The sequence below is a fragment of the Tunicatimonas pelagia genome (genome assembly GCF_030506325.1).
Taxonomy (GTDB): domain Bacteria; phylum Bacteroidota; class Bacteroidia; order Cytophagales; family Cyclobacteriaceae; genus Tunicatimonas; species Tunicatimonas pelagia.
Window position 1 is genome coordinate 6,559,832 of the sequence record NZ_CP120683.1, and the last position, 24,054, is coordinate 6,583,885.

Sequence of the window (24,054 nt, forward strand, 5' to 3'; positions counted from 1 at the left end):
GGCTTATTCGTCGCCAACGCAGTATTCCTGAAGGCGATGTTGGATATCTTCCCCGTACAACTCGTCAAACACTTCCTTATAAATATTCTGCCTTAGATACCCTTGTTCGGCATACGATAATGCTTGGTGAAAATTCTCACAAGCAAGGTTGGGTTGGTTCCGAGCCACCAGAATCTGCGCCTTATGAAAATAGGCCTCGACGCACCGAGGGTATAGTTTAATTGCCGCATCAAAATCAGCCATGGCTGCTTGCGAAGAATCTAGTTGGGCGTAAACAATGCCACGATACACGTAGCAGTAGGGTTCAACAAAATCAGCTCCCATTTCAGCCGTAACTCGCTTAATACATTCGGTGAAGTTGGCAATTGCTAAATCGTACTGTTTCAGTTGCTTGTGAGCTAAACCTCGGAGGTAGTAGATGTTCTCGGCCCAAGGATAGTCCATAAAGTCGGGAGTGAGATTATCTAAGTGGTCAAAGTCTTGCAAAGCACCTTCGTAGTCGCGTAGGGTGTAAAGCTTAAGCCAGGCCCGGTAACCCAGGTGAGACTCTGGCGAGAGCACAATAGCCCGCCCGATTAAGTAATCAAATCCGATATAATCCCCTAGTTTTATAGCCCAAGAAGCTTTTGCCATCCAGGCATCGTGGTTGGTAGAATCAATGAGAAGCGCGGTGTCGAGCAATTGCTGCTCAATGTAGGAGCCTTGTCGGTACAAATTGGCTTTTTTCAAATATTCGCGAGACAGTGCTTTTCTCTCCTCGATATTTTGGGGCAGGGTACTGGCAAAAGTTGGTTCCTGACCGAAAGCAGCGTTCGCAGTAGCAATCAGAAGAAGCCAAATAAGTAGCTGCATTAAGGTATAATTTGAGTGATCTGTCCGTCAATCATTCGGAAACCGATAAATTTGTAGCTATCTGCCGTTTGATCGCTGTTATCGTACTGACCCGGTATCCACTGGTCGAGCTGCTGAACGATCGTTAATAGCTGTCGGACAATATCTGGGTGAAATGTGGATGGCTGATACGCTAAATCGGAGGTCTGCACGTGAAATCGACCCGATTTTCCCTGGCAATTCACGGTGAATCGAATTCGGATATAGCCGCTTTGCCCCTGAGCTTCGTTAGGAGCGATGTATCGATCATTTACAAACTGATTGATAGCTCGCTGTCCACCCGTGTAGTCAGTATCAACGCTAAAGTACTGAGGTGTAAAGGCTTCTTGATAGCAGGCATCAAACCTCAGTGCTTCACTTTCTGTCTGGAAACGTAGCGTAGTATCAACGGCCAAATAGATACTGATTGGCGAAATTGGTTCGCGTTTATCCTGCGTTACAAGGTATCGGTCAGTGCTTTCAATAATCTGACTGGTTTGCATGGTATAGAAGTCGCAGGGAGTGTCCAGACAAACGACCTGAAAAAGATGGTTTCGGTACGAAGCAAATTGGTAAGAGTACTGCTCGTATTCTCGGCCAACGAGCATCTGGTCGTACCAAAGTTCACGTAGTAAGTAAATTGAGTCGGCGGTATAGCGATAGTACGATTTTGTCAGAAAAGGGTCATCTGGCGTAGTTTTTTCTCGCAGCCAGATATTCGCCAACAGATGCTTCTGAACCGCCGAGACATTGGTAACTGCTGAGTCTAATCGATGAAATATTCGGTCGTTAGTATCGTGTAGCTTGAGCTGGTCGGCAGAGAGCGAAAGTACTGCGTAGCTAGTAGTATCTAGCTGAAGAATACTGGTATCTCCCGCTTGGAGTTTCCAGTCCAGTTGTTGAGTGATTAGGCTATCTCCTACAACTACCTTAGTCAGTGTGCCGTCATCTCGAATATCCAGCAGCACGGGGTAGGGCAGGCGATAGGTTTCGTTAACGTAGCTTCCGAACCACATCCCGGAAATATTGGAAGAAGGCGGGTTTTGGCAGGATGCAGTGGTAAGAATCAACATGCCTAACCTGAAAGCTCTGGATAACATGTGGCAAATAGTTGACTTTACAGTAAAAAGGAAGACGATACGCCTCCCTTCAGTATAAAATAACTTTATCGTTAAATGCACCTAGCTTCCCGAGTGGTAATCTAGGTTCACTGAGCCACCGGAGGTTCGCATGGTTACGTTAATACCACCACCGTTCATGCTACCCTGGATGCTGTTTTTCTCCGATTTTCCGGAAAAGTTCTGTAGCTCGGTGTTTACCCGGTTTCCGGCTAAGTCTAGGTCTAATCCTAAGCCTGCCGGAATGGTAGCGTTAATGCTGCCGCCGCTGGTTTTCAGAGTAAGCTCATCTTCTAAGGAACGAATATCGGCTTTGATGCTTCCACCGCTAGTGTATGCTTCTACGCTACCGCGTACATCATCAATCGTAATTCCACCGCCCGAAGTATTCACTGCAATTTGCCCTTCCGAATCGCGCACCCGGATAGACCCTCCGCTGGTTTTAGCGTCTAGCGTTCCGCTGTAGTCTTCTACGTTGATGCTACCGCCGGAGGTGCGAGCTTCAGTAGTACCCGTTACATCTTCAAAGCTCAGGCTTCCTCCGCTGGTGCTTACATCATGGCTGCCGCTAACATTAGCTAGCGCAATGGAGCCACCGCTGGTAGATAGGTCGGTTGTCATATCTTTAGGTACTCGCACTTTAAAAGAGATGCTCAATTTATTGTTGCCCCATCCACTGCCTTTGCGTTTGGCTGAAGCAATAATCTCATTTCCACTCTGGCTAATATCGATATCGTAATCATCCAGATATTCGGCTAGTTCTTCGTTATCATCATCGCTGCTGAACCAGCCACCCCAGGAGCCATTTTTTCGTACGTACATATCAACCTCCACCTGATTACCACTCTGTCCGGTTACCTCAATGCTTCCCCCGGAGGTACGAACCATTAGGTCGCCCCGCCCATCTACTGTAAAGGTTTTAGACAGGTACGGATCTTGGTCAGCCGGTTTGGCCGCAACTAAGGTAATTAAAATGGCCAGCGATAGGCCGAAGGTTAGTTGGATTAATTTCATCATTGTTTTGTTTTAGTGTTTCAGATAATAAATACTTTTCAAGTAGAATGCCACGTTTTAAGTATTTGATATTCAATTAAATACAAAATTATTGAGCTGTTAAAATGTGCGGATGCGAACAAGATTGTTCAGATTCGGACAGTCGCCTAATGTATTTCTCAGTCGAGAAAGAGTTATCTTTCCAGTGTTAGGTTCTTGATACAATGCGATGACTACTTTCTCTCAACTTGAGACCAGCACAAAAGGAAAAGTAATCCAATCCCCTCAGCCAGATCGCCCAATTCGATATCTACTAACCGATAGTCGCAGTGGTATTCAGAATGAAGCTTCGCTGTTTTTTGCCATACAGGGTGAGCGGCACGATGGGCATCGGTATGTTAGCGAACTGTACGAGCGAGGAGTGCGGCAGTTTGTGGTGGAAAAGTCACCCAAAGAAACGCTTCCCGAAGCAAATGTACTGCTGGTACCTGATTCAGTAGGAGCTTTGCAGCAAATAGTGGCTCACCATCGGCAGCAGTTTTCTATTTCGCTGGTAGGAATTACCGGAAGTAACGGAAAAACGATTGTAAAGGAGTGGCTTAGTCAGTTACTGTTGACCACCGAGCGAGTTGTTCGAAATCCGAAGAGTTATAATTCGCAGATTGGCGTGCCATTATCAGTTTGGGGAATCGATAGTTCTCATACTATCGGGATATTTGAAGCGGGCATTTCTCAGGCAGGTGAAATGGAAAAATTAGCCAAGGTTCTCCAGCCCACCATCGGAATATTCACTAACGTTGGTCCCCCGCACGACAAAGGTTTTGAAAGCCGCAGACAGAAAGTTGAAGAGAAGTCGCGGCTTTTTGACTCAGCCAATACAATCATTTATCGCACAGACTACGCACTGGTTGATGAGGTTCTAAAGGAAAAATACCAAGACAAAAAATGCTGCACCTGGTCTACGAATGCTAGCGATCGTGCCGATTATTACGTTCAGTGGGATAAGAAGCAGGCTGATACTGAAATAGTAGTTAGGAATTCAACCAGCCAAAAATCTCAGACTTTTTTAGTACCCCTTCGAGATGAAGCTTCGCTAGAAAATATCACCCATGCGCTGATTTTTGGTATTCACCACCAGTACGATCTGGAAAAATGGCGGGGTACAATTCGGCAGTTGCGTCCGGTTTCAATGCGTCTGGAATGGAAGCAGGGTATCAACCACTGCTATCTGGTGGATGATAGTTACAGCAACGATTTCGTCAGTTTGCAGTTAGCTCTGGATTTTCTAAAGCAGCAGTCGCCCAACAAAAAGTTTACAGTGATACTATCGGATATTTTACAGAGTGGGGAAAGCTCACCCATTTTGTACCAAAAGCTGGCGGATTTACTGCTCCAAAAAGGAATTGAGCGGTTAATCGGTATTGGTTCGGAGATGTGTCAGCAACAGGGCAAGTTCCAGGCTTCGGTTATTGAAACGAAATTCTTTCTAAATACCGAGGAATTCCTACAGGATTTTTCCCCGGATCAATTCTTTCAGGAAAATATATTGATTAAAGGGGCTCGCACTTTTCACTTTGAGCGTATTGTTCGCCGATTGCAGCAAAAGATTCACAGTACCGTACTAGAGATCAACTTAGATGCCATTACGCATAATTTGAACCAATACAGAAGTAAGCTTGAACCGTCAACTAAAATTATGGTAATGGTGAAGGCTTTTTCTTACGGCGGAGCGGCCTTTGAGATTGCAAATTTGCTACAGTTTCATCAGGTGGATTATTTGGGAGTGGCTTACGCTGATGAAGGAGTTCGGCTGCGGGAACACGGTATTCGTACTCCAATCTTGGTGCTCAATCCGGCCCCCGAAGCTTTTGAGACGATGCTAGCCTACCAGCTTGAACCCGAAATTTACAGTGCTAGACTACTAAATCAATATGTGGCTTACCTTGGGGAACAAGCCAAGCACCTTCCAATCCATCTAATGTTAGATACCGGAATGCACCGTCTTGGTTTCTCTTCCGACGAAATTTCTCAGTTGATAAATCTGCTGCAACAGTATAACCTCAAAGTAGGTAGTGTATTCAGTCATTTGGCGGCAGCCGATGAAGCGCAACACGATGCGTTCACTCAGCAACAAATTCAACAGTTTCAGCTGGGGTATGAGCAAGTTGCGGATAGCTTGGGTTACCAACCGATACGTCATATCCTGAACTCTGCCGGAATTACTCGTTTTCCGCAGTACCAGTTTGAGATGGTTCGTTTAGGAATTGGTTTGTACGGGGTAGATTCATCGGGGCAACAGCCGCAGCACTTACAAACTGTAGGAACTCTAAAAACCGTAATTTCTCAAATCAAACCCCTGAAAACAGGCGAAACGGTAGGCTACGGACGACGAGGAGTGGCTGATCGGAATATGACTATCGCCACAGTAGCTATTGGTTACGCCGACGGTTTGGATCGAGGTTTTGGCAACGGAAATATGAAGATGCTAGTGAACGAGCAGTGGGCACCGACCATTGGTAGCGTTTGTATGGATATGACTATGCTGGATATTACCGGAATTGATGCTCAGGAAGGTAATGAAGTCATTGTTTTTGGTACACCTCAGTCAGTAGAAGCTCTCGCTCAAGAAATCGGTACGATTCCCTACGAAATTCTAACTAATATTGGCGAACGGGTAAAGCGCGTGTTTTATCGGGAGAGTTAAAGAAATAGAATTGTATCACTCAGTGACATCAAGCACTTGGGTTTGTGAAATAAGTCTGATAATTTTCAACTGTCAACTGTCAACTGTCAACTGTCAACTGTCAATGCTACCCACTGGAACCATCATAAATACTTTAGCTGTGATTGTCGGAAGCACCGTCGGCTTACTCTTACAAAGTCGGTTTCCACCTAAAATCCGGGAGATTAGCTTTCACGGTATTGGCCTGTGTACGCTGCTGATTGGAATGCAGATGGCACTTAAGGTGCAGAATATTTTGATACTGATTTTTAGCATACTTATAGGCGGAGCGTTAGGGGAGGGGCTAAAGCTTCACGACCGCTTTATACGCCTTGGCGAAAGTATCAAAACTAGAATTAATGTAGGAAATGAAAAGTTTACCGAAGGACTAATTACCGCTTTTCTTTTGTTCTGCGTAGGCTCACTCACTATTGTAGGAGCCTTGGAAGAAGGTTTGAATAATGACCCTTCACTCATCTATACCAAGTCTATGCTCGATGGTTTCTCATCAATGGTATTAGCATCAACGTACGGCATAGGAGTGCTGTTTGCTGCATTACCACTATTAATTTTTCAGTCTTCCATTACGCTATCGGCCGAGTGGCTTCAGCCTTTTCTATCCGAGATGGTCATCGACCAAATGTCGGCTACCGGCGGAGTTATCATCTTAGGGTTAGGCATTAATTTGCTGGAGATTAAGTCGCTGCGTATTACCAATATGCTACCTGCGTTACTTATTGTCGTTTTACTCACGCTATCCGTCAGTAGGTTATTTTAAAGATGCAGATCAACTAAGCGTATAAAAAGCACGCTGATCTTTCTTAGCGTACAGCAAGACACGCACTAGCTAGCCATTTCGGTTACTTCCCCGCTATACCCTGACCAGATTCTTGGCTGCGAGCTTTTATCAATACTATCTGAGAAATATTTACCGAAAAAAGAAAATTTTTTTATTGAAAAATTATCAAAGGTGAGCGTATATTTTTGTGAATAGTACATAATTCGCGGCAATATGACGCTAAAATTTGGCTATTTTTATAATGATAAGTTTTAAGTTTGGCTTATAACTAATAATTCAAAATTTAGTTTTGAAAATAGAAATATATTCTTTTAGATTTGGAAAATCAGTAATCGATAGAAAAATTATATTGGTATAAGTATGTATGTCAATATAATATTTTGTTATTGGTTAGAGCGGCTATTCCTTTACAAACCTATTACTTACTATAAATTGCTAAACTATGAGGATTAATTTTACAACCTTTACTGGCTATCCTGCCCGATCTGGTATCCGAATCGGTTGGGGCATAATGGCACTTTTGCTGTCGGCCAATGTATGGGCTCAAGATCGGGTCACGCCAGACCGGATGCTTAAAGGAAAAGTCGTTTCTGCCGAAGGTAGTGAAGACTTGCCCGGGGTAAATGTAGTCGTGAAAGGCACTACGGTTGGTACTATTACCGATATTAACGGTGAATACTCCATAGAAGTAAGTCCCGGAGCCGAGGTACTGGTTTTCTCTTTCATTGGCTTAGAAACCAAAGAGGTTGAAATTGGTAACCAATCTACGATCAACGTAGGCATGACCGCCAACGTAGAGCAACTCTCAGAAGTGGTAGTTACTGCTTTTGGCCTGGAGCGTGATAAGAAAGCTTTGGGCTATTCCGTGCAAGGTATTGACGGTGAAGAAATTGCTCAGGTACCCAATCAAAGTGTAATTAATAACCTGTCGGGTCGGGTCGCTGGCCTACAGGTATCGGGTAATAGTGGGGCGGGCGGAGCACCGGAGTTTGTCATTCGCGGCTTCTCTTCGGTAGCGGGCAATAACCAACCTTTGGTCGTAATCGATGGCGTGCCGATGCAGCAAACATCAAATGCGGCTAACCAAGCTCCTAGCTCTATCAGCTCCCGGAGTAATGATAATTTCAATCGTCAAGCCAATCAACGCTACGGTGGTGGTTTGTCAGAAATTGATCCCAATAACATTGCCGAGATTAGCGTACTGAAGGGACCGAATGCAGCAGCGCTATACGGTTCCCGGGCAGCTAATGGGGTTATTTTGATAACGACTAAAAGCGGGCGAGGTGCTGAAGGAATCGGGGTAGATGTAAATCTCAGCACTACTTTTGAGCGTCCGCTAGTAAAGCCCCGCTTTCAGAATACCTACGCTGGCGGTAGTGGTTACGAAACTTGGTATGCCGATGGCTGGAGCGGTACGGTAGATGGTTTTAAAGGAACCGCCGGAACGGATGAAAGCTGGGGTGCTCCGATGGACGGACGGCAAGTACGTCACTGGTGGTCAGGTACCGAAACGGCTCCGCTACTGCCCGAGCCCAACAACTGGGAGCAGTGGTGGGAAACCGGCAGCACCCTCAACGGAAGTGTGGCTTTGAGTGCCGGTAATGAAAATGGATCGATGCGTTTATCGATTGGGCGCATTGAGCAAGAGGGTATTGTCCACAATACGGATTACTACCGAAACAATTTCCGCCTAAACTCGGAGTATAATTTTACTGATAAGCTGAAGGTTTCGGCTTTCGGGGAATACATTAAATCTGGAGCGGAAAACCGTAATTTCTTACGCTCTAGCTACTTTATCTGGCATCACCGTCAGGCGAACTTTGACCAATTGGAAAACTATCGGGCTTTCGAGGATGTGCATATCCAGCCTGAAGGAAACGATGAGCCACCAAACTGGCAGCATACCTTCTTTACCAATCCGTACTTCTTGCAGCAAACGATGGTCTCGCCCAATGAAAAAGACAGATTCCTGGGTAACATTCGCTTAAATTATGAATTTACCGACTGGCTGAGTTTAATGGTTCGTACTGGTACCGACGTTTGGAGCGATACCCGAATTAACGTTACTCGTTATGCCCGTACCCGAGGTTCTTTCCGGGCGGGGCGCTACAACGAAGAAGTGCTACGCCGTCAGGAGTCTAACTCTGATTTCATCTTTACCATTGATAAAGGTTTTGGTGATTTCAACATCGTGGGTCAGTTCGGGGGAATTAATCGGACTAATTATTTCAAAAGTAATTTTTCTCAGGTTAACGACTTAACCATCGACGGGGTGTACAACCTCGGCAACAATGCCAGTCCTAATACGGATGAGAGCCGTATTGAGGAATCGAAAGTAAATAGTGTGTTTGGTTCTGCCCAGATTGGCTTCAAAAACTATCTGTTCTTAGATGTAACCGCCCGTAACGACTGGTCAAGTACCTTACCAGCGGGTGAAAATTCATACTTCTATCCATCAGTTTCCCTGAGTGCGGTAATCACCGATATGCTAGATGTACAGAGTAACTTCCTATCGTTTGCTAAAATTCGTGGAAGCTGGGCACAGGTAGGTAACGATGCTGACCCGTACCTACTTCAGCAAGTATTCAACCCTAAAGGGCTATGGGATGGTAGCACCCCCATGTTTGCTGAAAACGATCAGATTGCTAATTCTACGCTGAAGCCTGAAACTACTACTGGACTAGAGTTTGGAGCGGACTTACGTTTTCTGAACGGACGGCTGGGGTTAGATGTAACCTACTACGATCAGTCAACGAGCGATCAGATTCTAGCAGTGGATATCTCGCGAGCTTCGGGTTACGAAAGCCGGGTGCTAAACGCCGGAGAAATTACCAACCGAGGTATTGAAGTAGTTTTAAGCGGAACCATCTTCCAATTGCCTAGCGGACTATCTTGGGATGCTTCGGTGAACTTTGCTAGAAATCGAAATGATGTGGTATCACTGGCGGATGGCCTAAACTCATTAACCCTATGGAGCATCCGGGGAGCATCGTTGGAAGCTAGGGTGGAGGACGAAAATGGAAACACCGATATACCATACGGTAATCTTTACGGAAATAAGTTTGCCCGCACAAGAGAGGGTGAAGTCATTTTTGAGAATGGTCTACCTACCCTGATGGAAGGGCAGCAAGTAATTGGTAATATCCAGCCTGACTGGATTGGGGGTATTCAGAATACCTTGAGCTACAAAGGCTTAACCGTGAGCGCACTGATTGATGTCCGCATGGGAGGTGATATTTACGATATGGGAACCAGTATCGCCCGAGTTACCGGAGTACTGGAAGAAACCGCCGTTGGTCGGGAAGAAGGCGTAATCGGGGTAGGAGTAAAAAACATCGGTACTGCGGAAGACCCGGAGTACGTAACCAACGATGTAGTAGCCGAAGCCCGCACGTTTTACGGTCGCTACAGTGGTCGTCAGTTCCACGAAGCCGCGGTATTTGATGGCAGTTACGTAAAGCTGCGCGAGGCTTCCATCACGTATCAGTTGCCGAGCAAGTGGTTTGATAATAACTTCTTGCAGTCAGCTCGGGTATCAATCATTGGTCGTAATCTGGCCATCTTACACCGTAATAATCCGCATATTGACCCCGAAATCAGCAGTGCTGATCTGGGCTACAATTACGGACAACTGCCCAGTGCCCGCAGCGTAGGCTTTAACCTAAACGTAAAATTCTAACATCATTCCCCCTTGGTGAAAGGGGGGGGCAGGGGGATTGAATAAGTTTACACTTTAATCCTCTTGCTTCCCTAGCAAAACAAAACTCACTAAATAATGAAAATACTTATAAAAACCTGGGTATTAGCCGGATTACTTACAGTAGCCGGAGCCTGCACCGATGACTTTGAGGAGCTGAACTCTAACCCCAATCAACCAACTGAAGTCGATCCTCAGTACTTATTGCCTTATGCTATTCAAACTTCGGTGGATAACTACTGGGGAAGTAAAACCCGTAATGAGCGACTGAACTTCGATCACGCCATGTCGTGGATAGGCTATCTAACTCGAAACATCTACGAAAATGAGGGCGACAACTACAATGTACAGCCTTCGGTAAATATCACCAACTGGGAGGTATTCTACACTGATGCCCTGATTAACTACGGAAAAATCGTCAGCTTCTCCGATGCTGACTCCGAAACCCCGAATGCCAACTACGAGGGTATCGGAATCGGAATGCAAGCCTGGACTTTCTCGATACTAACCGATGTGTGGGGAGCAATTCCGTACAGTGACGCATTGGCAGGAACCGCCGAAGAACCAGTTTTTTCGCCTTCTTACGATTCTCAAGAAGCGGTATACGCCGGAGTTATTGAGCAGCTACGAGTAGCCAATGAAAAGCTAAATCCTGATGGGCCAGCTATCGCGGGGGATATTATGTTTGGTGGGGATATTATGATGTGGAAGAAGCTATTTAACTCCACTCGCCTCAGATTGCTAAACCGTCAGGCTCATTTGGTGGGAACCTCATCGGCTGAAATGCAAACGATGCTGGCTGATCCAACTACCTATCCGGTGATGGAAAGTAACGACGATATTGCCCAGCTAGTGTACGGTGCCGTTCCTACCAATAATCCTTGGCATGATATTCTGGTAGACCAGGGCCGTACCGACTGGAACATCAACAGCATGTTGGTAGAGAAACTGCAAAGCCTGAATGACCCTCGTCTAGCAGTGTACGCTACGCCCGGCAGTCAAGCTGAAGGAGTATTCAGTGGACATCCGAGTGGGTTGCCAGCGGCTATTGCTACTAATTTCTTAGGGTTTAGTGCTACCATCAACCAGGACGTATTTGCCCAGGCTAACTCACCCGCCGTACTTATGAGTTACGCTGAGCTACAGTTTATCATGGCGGAAGCAGCTTTGGAAGGTGATATTGCGGGTGATTCCCAAGCGTATTTTGAAGCGGGTATTATGGCAGCTTTTGACCAGTACGGCTTAATGGTTCCCGATGGCTATATTGCTCAGCTTGGTGCGGTGTCTAAGGAAAATATCATGACCCAGAAGTGGTTAGCCTTATTTGGGCAAGGTATTGAAGCTTGGACGGAGTACCGTCGCACGGGCTTTCCGATGATGCCTACCGCCGATCCGCAAGCCCAGTTTGAAAACGACGGAGTACTACCCACCCGCATGCAGTATCCCAATACTGAATACTCGCTTAACGGAGCTAACGTAGAATCTGCGCTAGGCATATTAGGTGGGTCGGATAATATGAAAACTCAACTTTGGTGGGTAGAATAAGAAAATAAGCAGTGGGTAGAGGTGAGAATCTTCATCCACTTCCAAATCAAATTGACTAAAATTCCAGATTACAGCTTGTCAAGTCCGCTCAAAACAATTTGTAATCTGCTATCTAAAATTATAAAATCATGAAAAAAATATATCAATTAGCATTGATCGCTGTAGCTGCCCTACTGATACTGAGTGGTTGCGAAGAAGAATCTGACATGGCCTTTGATCGGGTAGCCTCTCCGGTATTATTGGTGACCGATCCGGTAGGAACTGATGAGATTCAAGCCACTTTTTACGAACTAGATAAAACCGGAATTCTGGATCAGGACATCGGTATTGATTCTATTCCAATTCCTAACTTAAGTATTGAGGTGTTTTCTAGTAATACGTCCATTGGGACTTTTACGACGAATACCAATGGCTCAATCATCGTGCAAGATGCAGGTAGCTTAGCTTGGTCGGGTGAATATAATGGAGTAAGGTTTCGATTTCAATAGATAATTTGCCAGAAAAGCAGAATTTGTAGTAGGTATTTATGCTTTAAGGATTAATAAAATTTTGATTTAGGACGTGAATGCTTATGTTTGTGTAACAAAAACTAAAATACCTAAACGATGAGTAATAATTCGACGACATCCCGGAGAAGTTGGTTAAAGCAAGGGGCTCTTTTCGCAGGAGGGCTAATGAGTGCCCCCGCACTTATGTCTAAAGTCCAAGCAATGCCTGCTTTCGGCATGACTCCTTATCAAGGATCTTACCACTTAAAAGAGTACCATATAGCTCCACCCGATTTCTCTAAGATCAAGGTGCGTTTATTAGCTAACGAGAACCCTTATGGGCCTTCACCTAAAGCGATTCAAGCCATTGCCGAAAGTGCCAGCAAAGGAAACCGCTACGTGTACAGCAGCTCCCGCCAGATGGAGGAAATGTTGGCCGAAAGAGAGGGAGTGAAGCCAGAAAACATTCTATTAGCCCCGGGTTCCACCGACATTCTGGAGAAAACGGCTATCGTACAGTGCATGAACGGTGGGAATGTCATCTCAGCTGAGCCAGCGTATATGTCATTGGTAAAAACATCCCAGGCAGTAGGCGCCACTTGGAAAAATATTCCGCTCAAAGCTGATTACGCCCACGATCTGGATGCAATGGCTTCGGCGGTCGATTCCGATACCAAACTAGTGTATATCTGTAACCCGAATAACCCAACAGGTACTATTACTCCTTCGGAAGATATTATGAAGTTTAGTCGTAAGGTAGCGGATAAGGTTCCGGTCTTTATTGACGAAGCCTACATTGAGTTAGCGATGGATCCTAAAGTGACTTCGGCGGTTGGTCTGGTTCAAGAGGGCAAAGATGTCATCATCGCCCGTACGTTCTCTAAGCTACACGGTATGGCCGGTTTGCGAATTGGCTACATGGTAGCTCAGCCCGAACGGGTACAGTCCATCAAAGATATGGTACGTACCGAAATGGGCATCAGTGTAACTTCTATGGAAGGGGCAATGGCAAGTTTAGCCGACACTGAGTTTCAAGAAAAAACCAAAACGCTAAATCAAGAATGCCGCGAGTACGTGATGGGCGAACTGAAGAGCCAAGGCTTTGAGCCGTATCCTTCGTACACCAGCTTCATCTTATTCCCAATTGATATGCCCACTGAAGAGTTTATGACGGCAATGGTCAATAAGGGAATTGGTATTCGTACCTACGATATCTTCGATAAACCTCACTGCCGCGTGAGTATGGGCACGATGGATGAAGTAAAGCAGTTTACCGAAGCTCTCGTGCAAGTTCACGATAAAGGTACCGTCCAAGCCGGAGGCAAGTGATAATGAATGATGAGTGATGACAGATCATTAGTCATCACTCATTAATCATTATTTACCATCTGTTACAAGCTGTCAACTAATTGCTTTGAAACCTTCTACTACAAGGTTGACTGCTATTACTATGTCTACTTATGAATCCTGCTGTTGTTAAGACTATATCACTTGTTGTCCTGATTCTGCTGGGCTATTCGCTGCAATCTAAGATTAAAGGGAAAGAGCAGAAGGGAGGACTAAAAACGGTTATTCTGAGCATTGCACTTCCGGCTACCATTTTTATTGCTCTGCTTAAAATTGAGTTTAGCTGGGAAATGGCGATTGTACCTCTGTTGGCCCTGGGGTTTAACCTTACGATGTTTTGGTTGGCGGGTAAAATGCATTTGGTTCAACCCGGTATAGAAGCGGGTTCGTCTCGCCATCGTACCATGCAAATGCTGATTCCCTCACTGGCTCCGGGCCTATCGGCTTTTCCGTTTATACTGGAATATTTTGGCGAAGAACCATTAGCAATGGCAGCTCTGGCTGATGTAGGAAATAAAGTTTTTGGACTAATTTTGCTTTACCTGATTGCGATGCGCTGGTACTACAGTCGGCATCAAATGGAAAATCAGCCGGTGGGAGCCAAGGTAAAAGGAATGTTACTTTCGCTGGTGAAAGAGCCGATTAACATGGTTTTGTTGGTAGCACTAAGTATGCTGGCGTTTGGTTTTTCGTTCAGTTCGCTACCCGAATTCTTCCAGATGAGTGCCCAGCGATTAAGCCTGATGATGACTCCTTTGGTGTTATTGTTTATTGGAATCTCCGTTAAGCTTGACTGGCATCAGGTTCGTACTATCTTTTCTCTGTTGTTGCTACGCTCTAGTATTGCCTTTCTTATTAGTGCTATTCTTTTGCTGGTACTTCCCGTTCAGAATATCGGTATGGCGTTGCTCATCGTAATATTTCCCCAAAGTGCCTGTAGCTTCTGGCCATTTGCCCATATGTCGGCAGTAGGTGGTATGGAAGAAGCAAGCGGACGCGCTGATAGGCCAACCTTCGATCTGGAGTTTGCCATGAATATTCTAGCCTGCTCTTTACCGTTTTCAACCGTGCTAATTCTAGGAATTTGTACTGCCAGCGATTTCTTTGCTGCCCCAACCAACCTACTAGTAATGGTAGCTGTTTTTGGCGGATTGGCATTGATTCCTTCGGCACTACATTTCTTCCGAAGAAAGCCCCAAATGGTGAATCAATAATTTCTTCATTTGGAATTATACTCATATCGTATTAGCTACTTTTATTCATCATCATTTGGGTAATAGATTCTAGCGTCTATTATAAACGGGAGCACATCCAACACTTTCACCTGCTTCATTTGAGGGTGAATCGGATTGATGAGAATATTATGTTCTTGGGGCACCACTACCGAAGGAACTTGCAGCAGTAATGTTTCCTGACTTTGTACCCACTGGTCACCCAAATGAGCGCACGGGCTTTCAAAGGAGTAGCTCGCCCAGTCTTTGGGTAAGTCAGCAATTGCTATTTGGGTTACGTTATTGCCAGGAACTTCTACTGATACCATCATTAAATCAGGAACTGGCAAGGGGTTGTTTACTCGGTACTCCAATACGGCTAATGAACGATGCTGAGCAGTGTAGATGACAGGTGAACCCATCGAGTTCCACCTTCCTCCGAACAAGGCTGCGCCCCGACCATCAAGCTGATTGGCGTAAGGGCGACGAACCAAGCGATACACTACCATCAGGAGTAAACGCCGTGCTCAATACGTCCTAATACAGTCATTACCCACTGGATGCCGACTGGAGTATCAAGTAGACTAACCGGTTGTACGCTGCCTAACGCGGTGACGGGCGTTCTGAACCACTGATTAGCGATAGTTTCGTTACCTAGCACTTCCACGGCCCTCCGGTAAAGTCGCGCCAGTTCTAACAGTTGACCGGAAGCTGCTGGAGGCAGCAAGTTATCATCCTTCATTCGCTGGATAGTTCGGGGCGTTAGGTGAAGCAAATTAGCCAGTTCTTTTTGCGACAATTGCATTCGCTCCTGCACTTCCTGCATAAGCTGTTTACTAACTCCCTTCCGAGCTAGTTCAATCCAATTGATGGATTGGTTTTTTGAAGTCTCTAATATTTGGGCGGCTTGCATGATAAATTTTTTTGTCGCTATAATATACGAAAAATGTCGTTCAGAAGTTTTACTTTAACCCCAAGTACTTTTCTCTTATTAGTCACTCGCAGTTACGATATTACTAAAATATTTTCTATCTTAATGATATGGAAGTCCGTGAAGTAGTTACTGAAGAAACCCCGGTCAAAATCCCTGAGCCACTAGTTTATGAAGTATTGGATGGGCAACCCATACCTTATCAGGGCTTTCGGGAAGTGCTGGCGGGTAATAAAAAGTTAGAAGATATTACGGGGAGTAGTGGCTTACGGTCGTTCATCATAACCAATGTTTTAGTAAGGTTCTTGATGAGAAATCTGCCCGAGGAAGAATACGACATTTTAAGTAACGAAGCTGGGTTACATTTAGGTAAAAACAATAATTTGGCAACCGATATTGGTATTTATCCTATCGGCGCACTCACTCCGGATAAACTTACTAACCAATACCTTGATATTCCTCCCCAAGTAGCTATTGAGGTAGATACTAAAGTTGAATTTAGTCAATTTAATAGCCCTCAAGATTATCTTCACCAGAAAACGCAAGCGTTACTAGATTTTGGCACTGAACGGGTAGTTTGGATATCAACGGCCAGTAAAAAGGTGATGACCGCTACCGCTCAGGAGGATTGGATTACCCACGACTGGGATAAGCCTGTTACTTTGCTTCCCAATGTCATCTGCCCGTTGGCCGAACTATTAGCCAAGCGTGGCATTAAGTGAAGAACTACTTAACACTCGCTGATTTGGTATCTATCACATCCTATATATGGTCATAAAAATAACATAGATTATGAGCTTGCGCTAACTGACTCTTTTGCGATTTCTCCATCATGTGCTACTCCTCCCCCGTGCCATTTTTCAGTAGCTACCCAAATCTCGTAGTGATATAACCACTCACACGCCCAAGGAATTATTGTTTTCGTATAAAGCATACTATTATCCCATTCCTGCTTTTTCGGATAATATAAGCAAAGCTTTTGCTCCGTAGTTGAGTAGACATGTGGTAATTTCGTGTGACCTGGAGCTAGGGCTAATTTTGGCTCCAACACGTAGAAATTTATTCCTTTATTAAAATGGTAGTGCAGTTTAACCTGGTAGTTGTCGCTGAGCGGCGTAGGGGTTAGAGTATGAGTCCAAATGAGAGAGCTCTCCCGGTTTCGTCTTACTTCCGAGTTAGGAAATATCGACTTCAACGTACCTTCTTGTACAATTAATGATATTCGTTTATTCTTCGCTTTTACCATAGAAGTTGTGATTCTTTACTGTTGCTCCCACACTTCCCAAGATTCCCGTACCAGCGGCCATTTTTTGCTGTCCGTTTTCACGAGACTGCCTTGCTTGGTTTCCCATTTTGCTAAACGCTTCGGTGACGGCACGCTGGCCAAATGGACGTTCCATTGCTTTCTCTATCAGATGTAATCCTCGCTGATCTATAGCTTCGCGTACATCATGTTTTACTTGAGTTAGCCAACGGTAAAAGTTTTCTTCTTTTTGTGGGTACTCAGCCCACTTGTCTGCAAAGTTCTCTGCTGGGTTTACCGGGTTTGGAATCCATTTCTCAATTCGTCCGCCTACATAACGTTCTTCTACTAAGGTTGACATTTGAGCAACAATATTTAGTAAAGCCATTGTTACGTCAGTTTCCTTCTGATAAGCGCGAGCTGCCAAAGTGGTAATAATGATCGAGATTGGTCTATGTTCGTCACCGTTAAACATTATATCACGATGCCGCTTCAATAGCTGCACTGCCTGCTGTAACGGGAGTTTATTTTTGGTGTAGTTAGGCACTGGTTGTACTGTGGCAACTGCCTCCATTGATTTTCTAACCTCGAGACTTGCTTGTTCCAAAAACCAAATGGCGTAACCAAAGGGATTGCTACTTGGCCAATGGCTAGGATCAGTAGATGTCCAGTAGTTAGGGAGGGTATTATCAGTGATGCTGATGAGTAATTCATTTGCTCTTTCCAACTCTCGTTCACTAAATGACTTCTCTAGCAAGATATCATAGCCTTGTGCTACTAAAGCTGGTAAAATATCCATGTGAAAACGAAGGGATTCGGCGTAGTGTAACGTCCAGCACCGACGACCTTCTTCATCAATCATCTTTTTATAGGTACCATGATCCTTGAGCCGATCACCTACAATCTTTTTTACATCGAACTGTGTCCAATTTGCTTGCTTTCCTTTTAATTGACACACTGCGTCAATGTCTAGCTCGCCTCCTTCATTTACTGCTTTAATCATCGTACCAATCAGAAAAGAACCTTGAGGAGTGATTTCCGGCTTATAAGGCGACAGTAGCGAATCTTCTTGCGCTAACCAGTCGCCTACTGCTTGGTAGCGGTTTACTACATCTTGATGTTGCTTTTCGGTAATATCTAGCGTCTCTGCTAGATTGTTCAGTATTTTGCTGAACGCTTCGTTTTCCTGTAGATCTGTTATCATATTACTTAGTGGTTTATAATTTCTAGTGCTTTGAAAAATCCGCTATTAGCGGTATTTTCATCGTAAATATGCAGCGGTATATCAGCCTTGGGCATCCAAATACGACCTAACTCAACTGCGGTAGCTATTGGCATCGCTGGGAAAATATGCAACGGAGTTTTACTATCGTAATGAGCTTTGATTTCGTTAAATAATCTTCGTATCGCTTCGCTGAAATCTTGCAAATGTCGTTTACTTCGTAAAAAGTCGTTGAAAGGCTGGTCAATGGTGAGGGTATAGATTGAACAATTTTTGCCAAGCACACTGGTAATTCGATCATTATTGATTGTCGCGCTCAACGAAATGTTTAATGCTACAGAAGGGTGTTTTACTTCTGGCTGGTTAATATAATACTCAATTGGAGCTACATCCTTTGGAAAATTCCATGATTTAGGTTCTCGCACAGGCTGGTGTACGGCTATCTGATGAATATCGGAGAGAAGAGTACCTAGCTTGATTAGTAGGGGTTGTGGTGCAAAAGCAAATAATGAGAGGTGTTTGATCTCACCTCGTCGAAATTTTGGTCGAAGCTGTTCCGAAAATTGAGCGTTTAAATTCTCAATTTCCGTATCCCAGAATAACTGATTTTTGTCCTGCTGTGGACTATTTGATAGACTTAGATCAGTAGCTGAGGAGGTCGCTGGATAATGGGAAGGTAAAAGATATTCTTTTACTGCTTCGTAGCTAAGCACTGGGCTGTGTTTCCCTACGTTTGCTTTATAGAGAACGATGTGGCTACTCATATTAGGATCAATAGATGTTATCCGTGCTATTCGTTCTTCGTGCTCCTTTTTCATTTCTACCAATAATGTCTCCGGATGCCCATCAACATCTACCTTGTCAATTAAACGATGGTGTTCATCGCAGAGTAACATTAAGTTTGTTAGGTTGTCTTTTAGTTTTTCAGAAAGGACCTTATCTCCTCGCGGACCATTCGGGGAATCAGCAATAATATGAGCAATATAGGCTTGATTAAATTTGCTTTTTGTAATTATATCCTGATATAAAGGCTTATTACAGCCTCTAAACTGACACCGTCCAGACGCTATTCCCCAAAGTATGAGTTTTGTTGATTGGGGGATATAGGATACACTCATCGATTCTTCTTTTTGTGATTACTTTATTCTTTTTTTAAGAATTTATAGTATAATAAAAAGCGCCGACAAATTAATACCGACGCTTTCTTGTGATCTCAGATTTTAGCTTCCGCAGGCTTCGCAGCCGTCGGGGTCATCGAGGGAACATTGCATGTCGGATTGCTTTTGGGCTTGGGGACCGGCTCCGGCATTGCCCTGGGATTGTCCTCCTCCGTAGGCCGGGGCACCTACCGGAACTTCCGCCGCCTGCGGTTGCCCTTGGGTAAGAGCCGCTTTGTCAACCGTAAACTTGATGGCATCGGTTGCTGCTTTGGTGCGGAGGTAGTACATTCCAGTTTTCAGTCCCTTCTTCCAGGCGTAGAAGTGCATAGACGTTAGCTTACCGAAGTTCGGGTCTTGCATATGGATGTTCAGGCTCTGGCTTTGGCAAATGTAGGCACCACGATCGGCAGCCATATCCAAAATGGTCTTCTGCGAGATCTCCCAGGTCGTTTTGTACAGATCTTTGAGGTGCTGCGGAATCTCGTTGATGTTCTGAATAGAACCGTTCTCAGCAATCAGGCGGTTCTTCATATTGTCGTTCCACAAGTCCAGATCAACCAGGTCGCGCAGCAGGTGCTTATTCACCACCACAAATTCACCGGACAGTACGCGGCGGGTGTAGATGTTAGAGGTGTACGGCTCAAAGCACTCGTTATTCCCCAGAATCTGGGAGGTAGAAGCCGTCGGCATTGGAGCGAGTAACAAGGAGTTACGCACCCCGTTTTTCTTCACTTCTTTTTTCAAAGCCGTCCAATCCCAGCGGTTGCTTTCAGGGGTGACGCCCCACATATCAAACTGGAAGATGCCTTTGGAGACGGGCGAACCCTTAAACGTCTTGTAAGCTCCTTCAACTTTCGCCAGCTCCATAGAAGTCTCCATAGAAGCGTAGTAGATAGTCTCAAAAATGTCGCGATTCAGTCCCTGAGCTTCTTCTGACTCAAACGGCATCTTGAGCATAATGAAAGCATCGGCCAGTCCCTGAATACCAATTCCAATGGGGCGGTGCCGCATGTTGGAGTTCTCGGCTTCTTTCACCGGATAGTAGTTCACATCAATCACCTTATTCAGGTTGCGCGTTACTACTTTGGTTATTTCGTACAGCTTCTGATGATCGAAGAAGTTGTTGCCGTTTTCATCCTGACTGATGAACTTGGGCAGCGCGATAGAGGCCAGATTACAAACCGCTACTTCATCCTTCGAGGTGTACTCAATAATCTCGGTACAGAGGTTCGACGAACGAATGGTTCCTAGGTTCTTCTGATTTGATTTCTTGTTCGCCGCATCTTTGAAGAGCATATACGGAGTACCAGTCTCTACCTGGGCTTCCAGAATCTCAAACCACAGCTCCTGCGCTTTTACTACGCGACGCGCTCGTCCTTCGCGTTCGTACTTCTCGTACATCTTCTCAAACTCCTCACCGTATTTGTCGTACAGTCCGGGGCACTCGTTAGGGCAGAATAGCGACCACTCTTCGTTATCTTCCACCCGCTTCATAAACAAATCGGGAATCCACAGCGCGTAGAACAGATCGCGGGCGCGAAGCTCTTCTTTACCGTGGTTACGTTTCAGTTGTAAGAACTCGAACACATCGGAGTGCCAGGGTTCCAAATAAATAGCGAAGCTGCCTTTTCGTTTTCCACCACCCTGGTCGACGTAACGAGCCGTCATATCGAAGTTCCGTAGCATCGGCACAATTCCGTTAGAAGTACCATTGGTGCCGCGAATGTACGAACCGGTTCCCCGCACGTGGTGAATACTTAAACCGATTCCTCCGGCCGATTGTGAAATCTGGGCGCACTGCTTCAGTGTGTCGTAAATACCATCAATGGAATCGTCTTGGATAGTTAGTAGGAAGCAACTGGAAAGCTGAGGTTTGGGAGTACCCGCATTGAAGAGGGTAGGGGTGGCGTGAGTAAACCACTTCTCGGAAAGTAGATTGTAGGTCTCAATCGCCGCTTCAATATCTTCTCCGTGAATACCAACCGCTACCCGCATCAGCATATGCTGCGGGCGCTCTACTACTTTTCCGTCTAGCTTAATCAAGTACGACCGCTCTAGGGTTTTAAAGCCGAAAAAGTCGTAGCTGTAGTCACGACTGTAAATGATGGTAGAATCTAATTGGGCGGCATGTTTTTTAATGACTGCGTAGGTCTCCTTAGAGATGAGCGGGGCGTGCTCGCCGGTTTTTTGGTCTACGTAAGAGTAGAGCCGTTTCATAGTATTGGAGAACGACTTACTAGTAACCTTATGCAGATTGGAGATGGCGATCCGAGCCGCTAGCACGGCATAGTCCGGATGTTTTACTGTGAGGGTAGCGGCAGTTTCGGCAGCCAGATTATCTAGCTCTACGGTAGTTACCCCATCGTAGATTCCGGTGATTACTTTTTTAGCCACCTCTACGTCACTCACGTAGTTGGTGTCTAAATTATAGCAGAGTTTCTCAATTCGGGCGGTAATCTTATCAAATTTGACTGATTCCCGCCTTCCATCGCGTTTGATTACTAACATAGCCTAGAGAAATTAATTTAGTAGATATTAAAATTCTTCGTTTAAAGAAAACTTAGGACGGTCTTGGTCTTGGGTACTATTTTTCACTCCCGCTTTTTGGTACTCACCTACGCGCTTCTCAAAGAAGTTAGTCTTGCCTTGCAGCGAGATCATCTCCATAAAGTCGAACGGATTCTGAGCATTGTATACCTTGGCGCAGTTGAGTTCTAGCAATAAGCGATCAGCCACAAACTCAATGTACTGACACATCAGTTCGGCGTTCATGCCAATTAGGCTCACGGGTAGTGCATCGGTCACAAACTCTTTTTCAATCTCTACCGCATCGATAATAATTTTCCGAACGGTTTCTTCCGAAAGCTTTGTGTTAAGGTGTTCATTATAAAGATGGCAGGCAAAGTCGCAGTGCATTCCTTCATCGCGGGAGATCAGCTCATTGGAAAAGGTCAAACCGGGCATCAGTCCCCGCTTCTTCAGCCAGAAGATTGAGCAGAACGAACCGGAGAAGAAAATACCTTCTACCGCTGCAAATGCCACCAAACGTTCAGCAAAGCTTCCTTCATCAATCCAGCGCAAAGCCCAATCGGCTTTTTTCTTCACGCAGTCCATGGTTTCAATGGCGTTGAAGAGCTTGTTCTTTTCCTGGCTGTCTTTTACGTAAGTATCTATTAATAAGGAGTACGTTTCGGAGTGGATATTCTCCATCGCAATCTGAAAGCCGTAGAAAAACTTGGCTTCGGTATACTGCACCTCGTTTACGAAGTTCTCGGCCAAATTCTCATTAACGATACCATCGCTGGCGGCGAAAAAGGCAAGCACGTGGGAGATGAAGTGGCGCTCGCCATCGTTCAGATTTCCCCAGTCCTTCAAGTCCTGACTTAAATCGATTTCTTCGGCCGTCCAGAAACTAGCTTCCGATTTTTTATACCATTGCCAGATGTCATCGTGCTCAATAGGGAATAGCACAAACCGATTGGGGTTCTCCTGTAAAATAGGCTCGTTTAAATCAACAGTTTTCTCACTCATAACAGCTATATAATTAATTTCTATACTTTAAATAAGTAATGCGGGATTATACGATTTTGTTGCAAAGAACCATGAGAAAATTCACGATTTCGTAAAAAGAACGCTTGGATAAAGACAGATAGGCTTAGGTAGTGAAAAAAACATGCTCTTCATCAAGCACTCTTCACAAATATGTTGATTTAGGCGAGAAAGAAAAAGGTTTTTCGGTATTTCCCCGGAGGAATTTCGGTTTTATATTTAACCTATTATTGAAGGTGTTATTTATAAAATACTGATTAGTAGTAGGTTGTATAGCAATTATTTTCTCTGAAATTTCGACACAATTTCTTAACATTGGGTTGCTCCGTTACCTGGGCAGGTTTACTTATTCTGAGTAATTATTTGTCATAATGATAGGTTCGTTAATCAAGGGGCAACTTTTTTACTAAAAAATGGGTTGGACGTAAGGTTGGCGGAAAAGCAAGAAAACACTATATTTGCGCCTCGTTTCCAAATAAGTAATAAGAATAACTACGGTTGATGATGGTGACTATCCATTGTCAATTATCAATTTCCAACTGTATGTATGCAATTGTTGACATTGCCGGAAAGCAATTTAAAGTAGAAAAAGATCGGTTCGTGTATGCCCCTAGTGTGGCAGGCGATGCCGGCGCTTCCGTTGAATTTGACCGAGTGCTCCTTATCGAAGATGATAACGGAGTAGAAGTAGGCACTCCCACCGTAGGTGGAGCTCGCGTGGCCGGAACCATTCTGGAGCACGGTCGGGGCGACAAGGTCATTGTATTTAAGAAAAAACGCCGTAAGGGCTACAAGAAAAAGCAGGGGCACCGTCAGGGCTACTCCAAAATCATGATTGATGATATTCTGCTGAAGGGCCAACAGGCTAGTAAGAAAGCCAAAAAAGAAGAAGCTCCGAAGGCTGATGCTCCTAAGCCCGAAGCGGTGCAAGCGGAAGCTACCGCTCAAGATGATTTGAAGAAAATTAGTGGCGTTGGGCCTGCTTTTGAGAAAGCACTAAATGAGTACGGAATTCATACCTACCAGCAAATAATTGATCTGTCTGCTGAGGAGATTGAGAAACTAGCCGAAGAGGTGGATGGTGTTACTGTAGAGATGGTACAGGATGATTGGATTCCTCAGGCCAAAGAACTGAATGCTTAAAAAGAAGGTTAACCTA

General features: G+C 44.9%; 19 protein-coding genes and 1 pseudogene. 10 read left to right on the top strand and 10 right to left on the bottom strand.

Annotated features, from left to right (window positions below; genetic code table 11):
• Window positions 1-3: 3 nt before the first annotated feature.
• The 3 genes from P0M28_RS28040 to P0M28_RS28050 all read right to left on the bottom strand — a co-directional run bounded on the left by P0M28_RS28040 (window position 4) and on the right by P0M28_RS28050 (window position 3,005).
• Complete coding sequence (locus P0M28_RS28040; RefSeq protein ID WP_302206816.1) at window positions 4-852, bottom strand: tetratricopeptide repeat protein; 849 nt, start codon at window positions 850-852, stop codon at window positions 4-6.
• On the bottom strand, window positions 852-1,970 hold the full coding sequence (locus tag P0M28_RS28045) for a hypothetical protein (RefSeq protein WP_302206817.1): 1,119 nt from the start codon (window positions 1,968-1,970) through the stop codon (window positions 852-854). The genes P0M28_RS28040 and P0M28_RS28045 overlap by 1 nt, the downstream gene beginning before the upstream one ends.
• An 81-nt stretch (window positions 1,971-2,051) precedes the next feature.
• Complete coding sequence (locus tag P0M28_RS28050) at window positions 2,052-3,005, bottom strand: DUF4097 family beta strand repeat-containing protein (RefSeq protein ID WP_302206818.1); 954 nt, start codon at window positions 3,003-3,005, stop codon at window positions 2,052-2,054.
• A 205-nt stretch (window positions 3,006-3,210) separates the two neighbouring features.
• Between P0M28_RS28050 and P0M28_RS28055 the strand changes: the two genes are divergently transcribed.
• The 7 genes from P0M28_RS28055 to P0M28_RS28085 all read left to right on the top strand — a co-directional run bounded on the left by P0M28_RS28055 (window position 3,211) and on the right by P0M28_RS28085 (window position 14,793).
• On the top strand, window positions 3,211-5,685 hold the full coding sequence (locus P0M28_RS28055) for a bifunctional UDP-N-acetylmuramoyl-tripeptide:D-alanyl-D-alanine ligase/alanine racemase (RefSeq protein ID WP_302206819.1): 2,475 nt from the start codon (window positions 3,211-3,213) through the stop codon (window positions 5,683-5,685).
• 103 nt (window positions 5,686-5,788) lie between these two features.
• Window positions 5,789-6,481, top strand: a complete 693-nt coding sequence (locus tag P0M28_RS28060; RefSeq protein WP_302206820.1) for a DUF554 domain-containing protein — start codon at window positions 5,789-5,791, stop codon at window positions 6,479-6,481.
• 463 nt (window positions 6,482-6,944) lie between these two features.
• Window positions 6,945-10,181 carry a SusC/RagA family TonB-linked outer membrane protein gene (locus P0M28_RS28065; protein ID WP_302206821.1) on the top strand — a complete coding sequence of 1,079 codons (3,237 nt, stop codon included), beginning with the start codon at window positions 6,945-6,947 and terminating at the stop codon, window positions 10,179-10,181.
• A 96-nt stretch (window positions 10,182-10,277) separates the two neighbouring features.
• The gene (locus tag P0M28_RS28070) at window positions 10,278-11,744 is read left to right on the top strand and encodes a SusD/RagB family nutrient-binding outer membrane lipoprotein (RefSeq protein ID WP_302206822.1); all 1,467 of its coding nucleotides are present in this window, start codon (window positions 10,278-10,280) and stop codon (window positions 11,742-11,744) included.
• Between the two features lie 128 nt (window positions 11,745-11,872).
• Window positions 11,873-12,232 carry a hypothetical protein gene (locus P0M28_RS28075; protein WP_302206823.1) on the top strand — a complete coding sequence of 120 codons (360 nt, stop codon included), beginning with the start codon at window positions 11,873-11,875 and terminating at the stop codon, window positions 12,230-12,232.
• Window positions 12,233-12,349: 117 nt separating this feature from the next.
• Window positions 12,350-13,561: a pyridoxal phosphate-dependent aminotransferase gene (locus P0M28_RS28080; RefSeq protein WP_302206824.1), complete on the top strand. Its 1,212-nt coding sequence runs from the start codon at window positions 12,350-12,352 to the stop codon at window positions 13,559-13,561.
• 131 nt (window positions 13,562-13,692) lie between these two features.
• The gene (locus tag P0M28_RS28085; protein ID WP_302206825.1) at window positions 13,693-14,793 is read left to right on the top strand and encodes an AEC family transporter; all 1,101 of its coding nucleotides are present in this window, start codon (window positions 13,693-13,695) and stop codon (window positions 14,791-14,793) included.
• A 41-nt stretch (window positions 14,794-14,834) separates the two neighbouring features.
• On the opposite strand, the gene P0M28_RS28090 is transcribed toward P0M28_RS28085, so the two are convergent.
• On the bottom strand, window positions 14,835-15,299 hold the full coding sequence (locus tag P0M28_RS28090; protein ID WP_302206826.1) for an RES family NAD+ phosphorylase: 465 nt from the start codon (window positions 15,297-15,299) through the stop codon (window positions 14,835-14,837).
• Window positions 15,299-15,703, bottom strand: a complete 405-nt coding sequence (locus tag P0M28_RS28095; protein WP_302206827.1) for an Xre family toxin-antitoxin system antitoxin — start codon at window positions 15,701-15,703, stop codon at window positions 15,299-15,301. Before P0M28_RS28095 ends, P0M28_RS28090 begins: the two co-directional genes overlap by 1 nt.
• Window positions 15,704-15,831: 128 nt before the next feature.
• On the opposite strand from P0M28_RS28095, the gene P0M28_RS28100 reads away from it, so the two are divergent.
• Window positions 15,832-16,443, top strand: a complete 612-nt coding sequence (locus P0M28_RS28100; protein WP_302206828.1) for a Uma2 family endonuclease — start codon at window positions 15,832-15,834, stop codon at window positions 16,441-16,443.
• A gap of 68 nt (window positions 16,444-16,511) precedes the next feature.
• Here P0M28_RS28100 and P0M28_RS31300 read toward each other — a convergent pair whose 3' ends face one another.
• From P0M28_RS31300 to P0M28_RS28120, 5 genes are all read right to left on the bottom strand, one after another.
• A complete protein-coding gene (locus tag P0M28_RS31300; RefSeq protein WP_496060940.1) occupies window positions 16,512-16,967 on the bottom strand; it encodes a type II CBASS E2 protein in 456 nt (151 codons plus the stop codon).
• Window positions 16,948-18,168: a nucleotidyltransferase domain-containing protein gene (locus P0M28_RS28105; protein WP_302206829.1), complete on the bottom strand. Its 1,221-nt coding sequence runs from the start codon at window positions 18,166-18,168 to the stop codon at window positions 16,948-16,950. The genes P0M28_RS31300 and P0M28_RS28105 overlap by 20 nt, the downstream gene beginning before the upstream one ends.
• Before the next feature lie 5 nt (window positions 18,169-18,173).
• A complete protein-coding gene (locus P0M28_RS28110) occupies window positions 18,174-19,304 on the bottom strand; it encodes an SAVED domain-containing protein (protein WP_302206830.1) in 1,131 nt (376 codons plus the stop codon).
• Between the two features lie 102 nt (window positions 19,305-19,406).
• On the bottom strand, window positions 19,407-21,854 hold the full coding sequence (locus tag P0M28_RS28115; protein ID WP_302206831.1) for a ribonucleoside-diphosphate reductase subunit alpha: 2,448 nt from the start codon (window positions 21,852-21,854) through the stop codon (window positions 19,407-19,409).
• A gap of 27 nt (window positions 21,855-21,881) precedes the next feature.
• Window positions 21,882-22,877, bottom strand: coding sequence for a ribonucleoside-diphosphate reductase small subunit (locus P0M28_RS28120; RefSeq protein WP_302206832.1), 996 nt, complete (start codon window positions 22,875-22,877; stop codon window positions 21,882-21,884).
• A 561-nt stretch (window positions 22,878-23,438) separates the two neighbouring features.
• Here P0M28_RS28120 and rplU point away from each other — a divergent pair.
• Both rplU and P0M28_RS31210 read left to right on the top strand, forming a co-directional pair.
• Window positions 23,439-23,747: pseudogene (rplU, locus tag P0M28_RS28125) on the top strand (50S ribosomal protein L21); the annotation flags it as partial.
• On the top strand, window positions 23,727-24,038 hold the full coding sequence (locus P0M28_RS31210) for a helix-hairpin-helix domain-containing protein (protein WP_367281927.1): 312 nt from the start codon (window positions 23,727-23,729) through the stop codon (window positions 24,036-24,038). The pseudogene rplU and the gene P0M28_RS31210, both read left to right, overlap by 21 nt.
• Window positions 24,039-24,054 lie beyond the last annotated feature (16 nt).

Bases quoted from the DNA above. Each gene is read 5' to 3' on its own strand.
- P0M28_RS28090 (WP_302206826.1), bottom strand. From the start codon at position 15,299: ATGGTAGTGTATCGCTTGGTTCGTCGCCCTTACGCCAATCAGCTTGAT.
- P0M28_RS28115 (WP_302206831.1), bottom strand. From the start codon at position 21,854: ATGTTAGTAATCAAACGCGATGGAAGGCGGGAATCAGTCAAATTTGAT.
- P0M28_RS28070 (WP_302206822.1), top strand. From the start codon at position 10,278: ATGAAAATACTTATAAAAACCTGGGTATTAGCCGGATTACTTACAGTA.
- P0M28_RS28085 (WP_302206825.1), top strand. From the start codon at position 13,693: ATGAATCCTGCTGTTGTTAAGACTATATCACTTGTTGTCCTGATTCTG.
- P0M28_RS28065 (WP_302206821.1), top strand. From the start codon at position 6,945: ATGAGGATTAATTTTACAACCTTTACTGGCTATCCTGCCCGATCTGGT.
- P0M28_RS28120 (WP_302206832.1), bottom strand. From the start codon at position 22,877: ATGAGTGAGAAAACTGTTGATTTAAACGAGCCTATTTTACAGGAGAAC.
- P0M28_RS28100 (WP_302206828.1), top strand. From the start codon at position 15,832: ATGGAAGTCCGTGAAGTAGTTACTGAAGAAACCCCGGTCAAAATCCCT.
- P0M28_RS31210 (WP_367281927.1), top strand. From the start codon at position 23,727: ATGATTGATGATATTCTGCTGAAGGGCCAACAGGCTAGTAAGAAAGCC.
- P0M28_RS28055 (WP_302206819.1), top strand. From the start codon at position 3,211: ATGACTACTTTCTCTCAACTTGAGACCAGCACAAAAGGAAAAGTAATC.
- P0M28_RS28095 (WP_302206827.1), bottom strand. From the start codon at position 15,703: ATGCAAGCCGCCCAAATATTAGAGACTTCAAAAAACCAATCCATCAAT.
- P0M28_RS28110 (WP_302206830.1), bottom strand. From the start codon at position 19,304: ATGAGTGTATCCTATATCCCCCAATCAACAAAACTCATACTTTGGGGA.
- P0M28_RS28080 (WP_302206824.1), top strand. From the start codon at position 12,350: ATGAGTAATAATTCGACGACATCCCGGAGAAGTTGGTTAAAGCAAGGG.
- P0M28_RS28045 (WP_302206817.1), bottom strand. From the start codon at position 1,970: ATGTTATCCAGAGCTTTCAGGTTAGGCATGTTGATTCTTACCACTGCA.
- P0M28_RS31300 (WP_496060940.1), bottom strand. From the start codon at position 16,967: ATGGTAAAAGCGAAGAATAAACGAATATCATTAATTGTACAAGAAGGT.
- P0M28_RS28050 (WP_302206818.1), bottom strand. From the start codon at position 3,005: ATGATGAAATTAATCCAACTAACCTTCGGCCTATCGCTGGCCATTTTA.
- P0M28_RS28040 (WP_302206816.1), bottom strand. From the start codon at position 852: ATGCAGCTACTTATTTGGCTTCTTCTGATTGCTACTGCGAACGCTGCT.
- P0M28_RS28105 (WP_302206829.1), bottom strand. From the start codon at position 18,168: ATGATAACAGATCTACAGGAAAACGAAGCGTTCAGCAAAATACTGAAC.
- P0M28_RS28075 (WP_302206823.1), top strand. From the start codon at position 11,873: ATGAAAAAAATATATCAATTAGCATTGATCGCTGTAGCTGCCCTACTG.
- P0M28_RS28060 (WP_302206820.1), top strand. From the start codon at position 5,789: ATGCTACCCACTGGAACCATCATAAATACTTTAGCTGTGATTGTCGGA.